This is a genomic window from Gammaproteobacteria bacterium (assembly GCA_022340215.1).
Lineage (GTDB): Bacteria > Pseudomonadota > Gammaproteobacteria > JAJDOJ01 > JAJDOJ01 > JAJDOJ01.
This window is the reverse complement of record JAJDOJ010000210.1, coordinates 1-9,169: the sequence shown is the minus strand read 5'-3', so window position 1 is coordinate 9,169 and position 9,169 is coordinate 1. Positions and strand designations below refer to the sequence as shown.

Below are 9,169 nucleotides of genomic sequence, written 5' to 3'. Positions count from 1 at the left end.
GAGCATGGTGGGAGAACGAGACAAAAAGTTTACGATTTCGAGGCGCATAGTGGGCCTACGCAACGAGAAATCGGGGATTTTTTGGCCGCTCTCCCATCAGCGCAGTAGATTGTTCCTAAGGCCGACAGGCTCCTAGAATCGTGGCTATTCCGGTGCAAGCTGAGACGAAAACTTGCACCGAACGTGCTGGCAACGGCTTGAAAGGTCCTGCGAAATCGGACCGTACCGAGGGATGTTGGCACTGCCCTAAAATGACCGATATCTAAATGTTTTTATTATTAAAAATGGCGGAGAGGGAGGGATTCGAACCCTCGATACGCTATTAACGTATACACACTTTCCAGGCGTGCTCCTTCAACCGCTCGGACACCTCTCCGGTTATTAAACCGCCGCGCAAGGCAGGGGCCCTTACTTGCGGATCGGCTCAAGGCGCGACAGCGTATCGTGAATCACCGGAGGGTTCAATCCTTGCACGGACCGTCACTTCCCTCCCTTGCCGCCATCGGGTCGCAGGATCGTCGTGGGAAACGGCGTGACCTTATCGCCGAGTTCGGTGATCCGTGCGGCTCCCCTGTTGGTGACCTCATCGATTCGGATGACCGAATGCATGGGGATGAGACATCGCCGGACTGACTCGAACTCGGACTTGAGCCGTTCCTCGGACGGATCCACGACCGGGGAGTCCCGATCGTCGAACACGAGTTGCTCGACGGTCACGAATCCCATGATGTCGGAGGCATAGACCTCGCGCGCGAACACTTCGTAGACCTCCCCCTGATTGATGAACTTGACGCGATACAAGGACTTTTTCTTTACTTCCACTTCGGTACCCCCGACTGCCCCTTTCTCAGACGACTACAATCTTCTCGCGTTCGAATCCCCGGACCTCCCGGTACGCAAAATATCCCCGGGGATTTCCGACAACGCGAACTCCGGAAAAGACGTAGTCGACCGAATCATGAATGTGGCCATGGATCCACAGGTCGATGTCATACTCCGACAACAGGTCGTCCAGGTCGTTGCAATAGGCGTGGCGGATGGGATCGCTTCCCCGGCTCCCGAACCAGCTCTGCATCAGCGGTGCGTGGTGCGTTACCACAACCGTCCGTCCGTCGTGGGGCCGGGACAATTCTGCTCGCAGCCACGCCCGGGAGGCGACGTTTCTTTCGATAATGTCCTCTGGAATCATGCCGCGTGACCCGACCGAGATATACCGGAAATCGTTCATGGCCAGGAATACCTTCGCCATTTCGAACTCGTCGGCACCGCTGAAATCCGTCCACAGGGTACATCCGAGAAACCGGCACTCACCAATCGTGACGTAACGGTTCTCGAGAAACTCGATGTTCGATCCCCTGGACTTTTCCGTCAGTTCCGCGTTCAGCGCCTCGAGATCGTTCTGCCAGTACTCGTGATTTCCCCCGACGTAGATCACCGGACACGAAAACCGCGCCAGCCAGTCGAGCCCTTCACAACCGACGCCGATATCACCGGCCGCGACGAGCACGTCCGCCCGATCCGCGCTGACCTCCAGGGGTCCGAACTCCAGGTGAATATCTGACAGTATCTGGATATTCATGAACGCTCAGAAACGGAGCCGGACCCGCCGCGAACCTCGGTCAACGCCGTATACGGCATCCGAGCTGGAAGAGGTCTCTTCGTTCGATGTCTCGTTCAAACCTTCTGGTCCGCCATGAAGAGCCAGGTCTCGATGACCGAATCCGGATTCAGCGATACGCTGCCGATCCCCTCCTGCATCAACCATCGTGCAAGATCCGGGTGATCGGACGGCCCCTGCCCGCAGATTCCGATGTATTTCCCCTTGGTATTACAGGTCTGGATGGCCTGATGGATCAACTCCTTGACCGCGGGATTGCGTTCGTCGAACGAGGCCGCGACGAGGCCCGAGTCCCTGTCCAGCCCGAGGGTCATCTGTGTCAGGTCGTTCGAGCCGATGGAGAAGCCATCGAAGAGCTCCAGGAACTCCGCGGCGAGGATGACGTTCGATGGGACCTCGCACATCATGATCACCCGCAGTCCGCCGTCGCCGCGACGCAGGCCGTTCTCCGCGAGCAGCTCCAGGACCCGCGACCCCTCCTCGACGGTACGCACGAAGGGAATCATGATCTCCACGTTGGCGAGTCCCATCTCCTCGCGCACGATCTTCAGTGCGCGGCACTCCAGCTCGAAGCAGTCCCGGAAGCTCTCCGACACGTAGCGTGAGGCGCCGCGGAACCCGATCATGGGGTTCTCCTCCTCGGGCTCGTAGCGATGTCCGCCCATCAGGTGGGCGTACTCGTTGGACTTGAAGTCCGACATGCGGACGATGACCGGGTTTGGCGCGAAGGCCGCGGCCAGGGTCGCGATGCCCTCCGCGAGCTTATCGACGTAGAACTCCACGGGGCCGGCGTAGCCCGCGGTTTTGCGGGAGATCGATGCCTTCAGGTCCGCCGGCAGGTCATCGAACTCGAGCAGGGCCTTGGGGTGTACGCCGATCATGTTGTTGATAATGAACTCGAGTCGCGCCAGACCGACGCCGGCGTTCGGGATGGCGGCGAAATTGAATGCCTGCTCGGGGTTGGCGACGTTCATCATCACCTTGACCGGCACCTCGGGCATCTTCTCCAGCTCGATACGTTGGGTCTCGAAATTCAACTCGCCATCGTAGACCCGTCCGGCGTCCCCTTCCGCGCAACTTGTGGTGACGGGCTGGCCATCGGGCACCTTTTCTGTCGCATTGCCGCAACCCACGATCGCGGGGATACCCATCTCTCGGGCGATGATCGCGGCGTGACAGGTACGCCCGCCGCGGTTGGTGACGATCGCACTCGCCCGTTTCATGATGGGTTCCCAGTCGGGGTCCGTCATGTCCGTGACCAACACATCGCCCTTCTGCACACGGTCCATCTGGCCGAGGTCCGTGATCACCCGCGCGGGTCCCGAAGCGACACGCTGGCCCACGGCACGACCGGAGGTCAGCACCTCCCCCTGTTCCATCATCCGGAATCGCTCGAGGACGCTGGTCTGGCGGCTCTTCACCGTCTCCGGTCGCGCCTGGACGATGAACAGACCGCCGTCGACCCCGTCCCGTGCCCACTCGATGTCCATGGGCCGCCCATAGTGATTCTCGATCAGGACGGCCTGGCGGGCCAGTTCCTCCACGTCCTGTGGATCGATGCAGAACCTCGCCCTGTCCGCCTCGTCCACGTCTTTGGTGACGACGGACCTCCCGCCTTCGCCATAGACCATCTTGATCGCCTTCTCACCGCGGTTGCGGATCAGCATGGCTCGCTTGCCTGCCGCCAGCGCCGGCTTGTAGACATAGAACTCATCCGGGTTGACCGCACCCTGCACCACCGTCTCGCCCAGTCCGTAACTACCGGTGATGAACACCACATCCCGGAATCCGGATTCCGTATCGAGGGTAAACATCACCCCACTCGCGGCAAGATCGCTGCGCACCATGCGCTGCACACCGGCCGACAAGGCCACGTCCGCGTGCGCGAAGCCCTGGTGAACGCGGTAGGCGATGGCGCGGTCGTTGAACAGGGACGCGAACACGAGCCTCACGGAGTCCAGGACGCGGTCGAGACCACTGACGTTGAGATAGGTCTCCTGCTGCCCGGCAAACGATGCGTCCGGCAGATCCTCGGCGGTCGCCGAGGAGCGGACCGCAACGGAAACCCCTTCACCGGCCTCCGACTCGAGTTCGCGATAGGCCCGGGCGATCCCGTCCTCCAGATCGGCGGGGAAGCTCGCGTCGCCGATCCAGCCACGGATCTCGGCGCCGGTCCTGGCCAGTTGGTTGACGTCGCCGACATCCAGGCGATCCAGCGCCGCGTTGATCCGATCCGTCAGTCCCGCGTGCTCGATGAAGGCGCGATACGCTTCCGCCGTGGTGGCGAACCCCCCAGGCACAGAGACCCCTAGGCCAGAGAGTTGAGTGATCATCTCGCCCAGCGAGGCGTTCTTTCCGCCCACGCGGCCGACATCGTTCATGCCCAGGGTATGCAAATCAACTACCAGTTTGTCCATCTCGACCCACCTTGCGTTAGTATGTTGATTTATCGCCATGCATATTGTATTGCGCGTTTCCCGGCATTGACCTCCCCGATTAAGATCCCCCAAAGCGCAGCCCGCCACGAGATCTCGGGCATCCTGAGCGAAGTGGGGATTCCGTGCGACCTCCCTGACGACCCGAGGAGAATTCTCGACCCATGCAGGCCGTATTCTACATTTCAAACCGAACGGCGATCACCGCGGAAACCATGGGACAAAGCCTGCTCGCCCAGTTCCCGGACGTGGCGTTCAGAGAAATCACCGTGCCCTATATCGACACTTCGCAGAAGGCCACCGCAACGATCGAGCAGATCCGGCAGATCGCCGGGGAATCCTCCGGGCTGCCGCTGGTGATCGCCTCCCTGGCCGATCCCGAGATTCGCGAAATCTTCCTGCAATACGAGGGAGCGATCGTGCTCGACCTGTTCGAAAGCTTCCTGCCCCCCCTGTCCGAGGCGCTGGGGATCCAGCCCATTCATCGGGAGGGCCCTTCTCACCGCTTTTCGAATCGCGGCAGATACGACTCGCGAATCAAGGCGATGAACTTCACGCTGCTCCACGACGACGGCAGTTATACGCGCCAGTACGGGCACGCCGATATCATCCTCACCGGGGTATCCCGTTCCGGCAAGACCCCGACCTGCATCTACCTGGCCCTGCAGTTCGGGGTCCGGGCGGCGAATTATCCTCTGACCGAGAACGATCTGCGCTCTAGCGACCTTCCCGAGGTCCTTCGCGAACACGCCGCCAAGCTCTACGGCCTGACGACGCAACCGGAGCGACTGCACATCATCCGCAGCGAGCGGCGCCCCGACAGCCGCTATGCCTCACTGGCACGGTGCCGCTCCGAGATCCGCGCCGCGGAAGCCCTGTTTCGCGAATACGGGATACCGTTTCTGAATACCGAAACCCGTTCCATCGAGGAGATCGCCACCTGTATCGCGCAGGAACGCGGACTGCGCACGCGGGCGGTGGCTGGGTGACCCCCGCGTCAACCCGAGTCCCCTGTGCGAGGCTATGCTTGCGCCTGCATGTGATCAATGACGGCATCCCCGAAACCCGAGGAGGTCACCTTGGTCGCCCCCTCCATGATCCTGGCCAGATCGTAGGTCACGGTACCGGCCGCGATGGCACCGCTCATGCCCTGGATAATCCTGTCCGCCGCCTCCTTCCAGCCCATGTAACGGAGCATCATCTCGGCGGAAAGGATAATCGAGCCCGGATTGACCCGGTTCTGCCCCGTGTATTTCGGTGCCGTTCCGTGCGTGGCTTCGAAGACTGCGACGCTGTCGGCCATGTTCGCACCCGGCGCCATCCCGATCCCGCCGACCTGGGCGGCCAGCGCGTCGGACAGGTAGTCGCCGTTGAGATTCATGGTGGCGATCACGTCATAGAGTTCCGGCTTCAGCAGGATCTGCTGCAGGAAATTGTCCGCGATCATGTCCTTGATGACGACCTCCTTACCGGTCTTCGGATTCTTCATCCGACACCATGGCCCCCCATCGATCACCTCGGCCCCGAACGACTCGCGGGCGAGTTCGTATCCCCAGCTACGAAAGGCGCCCTCGGTGTACTTCATGATGTTTCCCTTGTGCACGAGCGTGACCGAATCGCGATCGTTATCGATCGCATAGGTCAGCGCCTTGTGGACCAGGCGGCGCGTGCCGTCGCGGGATACCGGCTTCACACCGATTCCTGAGGTGTCCGGAAAGCGGATCTGCGTGACCCCCATCTCCCCCTGCAGGAAATCGATGACCTTGCGGGCCCCGTCCGATTCCGCCGGCCATTCAATACCGGCGTAGATGTCTTCGGTATTCTCGCGAAAGATCACCATCTCGGTGTTCGACGCGTCCTTCAGTGGTGTCGGGGTACCCGGGAAATAGTGAATGGGTCGAACGCAGGCGTAGAGGTCCATCACCTGGCGAATCGACACATTCAGCGATCGCATGCCACCCCCGACCGGCGTGGTCAGGGGACCCTTGATGGACACGACGAACTCCTGCATGGCCTCCAGCGTTTCCTCCGGCAACCATTCGTCGGGGCCGTAGACCTCGACGGCCTTTTCTCCGGCATAGACCTCCATCCACATGATGCTGCGTCCGCCCCCATAGGCCGCCGTCACCGCCGCGTCGACAACGTTCCGCATGACCGGAGTGATGTCACTGCCGATCCCGTCGCCCTCGATGTACGGAATGATCGGGGTATCGGGGATGCTCAGTGACTGATCGGCGTAGACCGTGATCTGCTCTCCTTCCTGTGGGCGTTTGACATGCAGATAGCTGTTCGGCGACATACGATGCTCCAAAAATGCTTGATTCAGTAGATACTTCGGTCGCGACGATAACACAATCCGCAGCCGTCCTAACGCACCGCCTTGCCTCCCGGACCACATGCCAGAAAGGCGCCGGGTGACTGTGAGGCGCAGACCACGTGCCAAGCGGCACCGACACCCGGAATTGATCTATTATTGGAGGCAATACCAGCGCACCACGCCCGTTGAATGGCAGGCACCGAGAGATCCGGATCCGCGGCATCCGCAAGAGACACCGACATGACTGATTCCCCGTTGAAGGCCCTGACACCGCAGCAGGCCTGGCAGATGATGCAGGATGACCCCCGCACACTGATGATCGACATCCGCTCGTCGATGGAATTCCTGTTCGTGGGTCACCCGGTCGGGGCCGTCCACATCCCCTGGATCGACGAACCGGAATGGATGGTGAATCCCCATTTCGTCGCCGAGGTGCGAAAACTACTTCTCGGTGGGGCCGTCTGCGATGTGGACGAGGGTTGCGCCCCGATCATCCTGATCTGCAGGAGTGGCAAACGCTCGAAGGAGGCGGGCAAGGCGCTGTTCTCGGACAAGTTGACGAATGTGTACCATGTGGAAGAGGGTTTCGAGGGTGATCTGGACGAGCACCACCACCGCGGCACCTCGGGAGGCTGGCGCTTCCGCGGATTGCCCTGGGAGCAGTGCTGACACCCGTCGCGTGGAAGATTTCCGCGCCGCTGGCAAACGGACGACCTCCGAACGGGAGACGGCTTGAAGACACTGCTGGATAGAGTCCCCCGAGGAGGCAAGGAACGGGGGTGGTTCACCCGACTGCAAGCCCTGGCGATGACGAAAGAAGGCGTTGCGTGAGACCGCTATTTATTGATCTCGACCATGGCGTGGTCTGCGTCGACAGTGGCTATCAGCGTCCCGGTCTGGCCGCCGTCTATCTCGTCATCGAGGGCGGTCGCGCCGCGGTCATCGACACGGGAACCGCCAACAGCACCCCAAACGTGCTGCACTCGCTCGAACACCACGGGGTCTCTCCCGAGTCCGTCGACTATGTCATGCCTACCCACGTCCACCTCGACCATGCCGGCGGTTCAGGCATTCTGGCCGGGACCTTCGCCAACGCAAGCATCGTGGTCCATCCGCGAGGGGTCAGGCACCTGGTCGATCCCACCCGATTGATCGAGAGCGCCACAGCGGTCTATGGCGAATCGGAGTTCGAACGGCTCTTCGGCATGCTGACGCCCGTGCCGGAGGACCGGATCACGGTTGCCGAAGACGGAATGGTTCTCGATCTCAACGGCCGCGGACTGCGGATCCTGGATACCCCGGGGCACGCACGCCACCACTACAGCGTATACGACGAGCGTTCCCGGGGATTCTTCACCGGCGACACCTTCGGTCTGAGTTACCCCGAGGTCGAGGGTGGCGAGACCGCCTTTGTTTTCCCCACCACCACACCCGTTCAGTTCGACCCCACCGCATGGGACCGGACACTCGACCGCTTCCTGACGTTTCCGGCTGAGCGCATGTACCTCACCCACTTTGGCAGGGTAGAAGAGGTGGGAAGGCTCGTAGAAGACCTGCGACGCCGAATCGGCGATCACGCTGAAATTGCGCGATCGGCACGGGAGGCTCACGACCGCCATCAGCGGATTCTGAACGACTTGAAGGACTACCTGGTATCTGAACTGCGAGACTGCGACAGTGCGACGAACCCGGAACGGGCATTATCGGTCTATGGGATGGATCTTGAACTGAATGCCCAGGGACTGGACGTATGGCTGGACCGGCCGCGCTGAACACGCGACCGGCTGCCATGAAAGGGCGATGGATTGAATCGGCGGGCTACGCGACCTTCATGCGAACGCCATGTCCCCTGAGCTTCGGCAGGTCACCGCGGAGCTGCAGGTATTCGATGACCTGGTCGACGCATTCCTCGAGCGGCTCGCTGCCGGTGTCCACCACGATCTCCGCGTTCTCGGGAATCTCGTAGGGCGAGGAAATTCCGGTGAAATCCTTGATCTCACCGGCACGCGCCTTCTTGTACAGACCCTTGACGTCCCGGGACTCGCAGACATCGAGCGACGCGTGGCAATAGATCTCGATGAAGTCCCCTTCCGGCGCGAGGTCCCTGACGCGCTGGCGATCGGCGCGGAACGGGGAGATGAATGCCGTCAGCGAGATGACGCCGGCATCCAGAAACAGCTTCACCATTTCCCCGATGCGACGGATGTTCTCCTTGCGGTCATCTTCCGAGAAGGTCAGGTCGCCGCACAGCCCATGGCGGACATTGTCGCCGTCGAGTACGATCGTGCGAGAATGCAAATTGTGTAACCGCTCTTCCACGGCGTGGGCCAGGGTCGATTTACCCGCCCCCGACAGACCCGTGAACCATAGAATAACGGCCTTGTGACCGTTCTGACGCTCCCTCATCTCTCGAGATACGGAAGCGTCGTGCCATACCGTGTTGCTGCTCTTCTGCACCATTGTGCTCCTTGATGTCAACGTTAAACCCAACAGAAATCCCATTGCGTTTCCGATGGTCACGTTATCCTTAAACGCCCCGCCTGTTTGGCAAACCGATCACAACTTTCATCATGGCTGTGCCGGAAGTGCGCATGGAATCCGCAGAATACCGCCTAATACTACAACAAAAAAATCAATCAGAATAATCCTGGTGGACCCTTAGGCGATTGCCGGAAAATGACATACCAGATCGCGCCGGGTGAACTGCGAAGCAGTGAACGGCTTGGGCAGGAAGCCCAAGACCGGTGCCCAAGCAAAGCAGGGACAGCGCAGCGCCGGGATCGTTCGTCATCAAGACGC

8 protein-coding genes and 1 tRNA gene are annotated in these 9,169 nt (G+C 60.9%); 3 read left to right on the top strand and 6 right to left on the bottom strand.

The features are described 5' to 3' along the window. Positions 1-285 precede the first annotated feature (285 nt). The 4 genes from LJE91_14655 to ppsA form a co-directional block, all read right to left on the bottom strand. Positions 286-376: transfer RNA gene (locus LJE91_14655), tRNA-Ser, on the bottom strand. Between the two features lie 104 nt (positions 377-480). Beyond that, the gene (locus tag LJE91_14650; protein MCG6869920.1) at positions 481-822 is read right to left on the bottom strand and encodes a DUF1820 family protein; all 342 of its coding nucleotides are present in this window, start codon (positions 820-822) and stop codon (positions 481-483) included. A 25-nt stretch (positions 823-847) separates the two neighbouring features. Then, positions 848-1,579, bottom strand: a complete 732-nt coding sequence (locus tag LJE91_14645) for a metallophosphoesterase (protein MCG6869919.1) — start codon at positions 1,577-1,579, stop codon at positions 848-850. A gap of 95 nt (positions 1,580-1,674) precedes the next feature. Then, positions 1,675-4,035, bottom strand: a complete 2,361-nt coding sequence (gene ppsA, locus LJE91_14640; protein MCG6869918.1) for a phosphoenolpyruvate synthase — start codon at positions 4,033-4,035, stop codon at positions 1,675-1,677. Positions 4,036-4,217: 182 nt separating this feature from the next. Here ppsA and LJE91_14635 point away from each other — a divergent pair, with 182 nt between their 5' ends. After that, positions 4,218-5,042: a kinase/pyrophosphorylase gene (locus LJE91_14635; protein MCG6869917.1), complete on the top strand. Its 825-nt coding sequence runs from the start codon at positions 4,218-4,220 to the stop codon at positions 5,040-5,042. 32 nt (positions 5,043-5,074) lie between these two features. Here the strand turns inward: LJE91_14635 and icd are convergent, their stop codons facing one another. Continuing rightward, on the bottom strand, positions 5,075-6,352 hold the full coding sequence (gene icd, locus LJE91_14630) for an NADP-dependent isocitrate dehydrogenase (protein MCG6869916.1): 1,278 nt from the start codon (positions 6,350-6,352) through the stop codon (positions 5,075-5,077). 258 nt (positions 6,353-6,610) lie between these two features. Between icd and LJE91_14625 the strand changes: the two genes are divergently transcribed. Further along, complete coding sequence (locus LJE91_14625; GenBank protein ID MCG6869915.1) at positions 6,611-7,039, top strand: rhodanese-like domain-containing protein; 429 nt, start codon at positions 6,611-6,613, stop codon at positions 7,037-7,039. A 158-nt stretch (positions 7,040-7,197) separates the two neighbouring features. Next, positions 7,198-8,142: an MBL fold metallo-hydrolase gene (locus tag LJE91_14620; protein MCG6869914.1), complete on the top strand. Its 945-nt coding sequence runs from the start codon at positions 7,198-7,200 to the stop codon at positions 8,140-8,142. 46 nt (positions 8,143-8,188) lie between these two features. On the opposite strand, the gene cysC is transcribed toward LJE91_14620, so the two are convergent. Continuing rightward, a complete protein-coding gene (gene cysC, locus LJE91_14615; protein ID MCG6869913.1) occupies positions 8,189-8,830 on the bottom strand; it encodes an adenylyl-sulfate kinase in 642 nt (213 codons plus the stop codon). Positions 8,831-9,169: the final 339 nt, after the last annotated feature.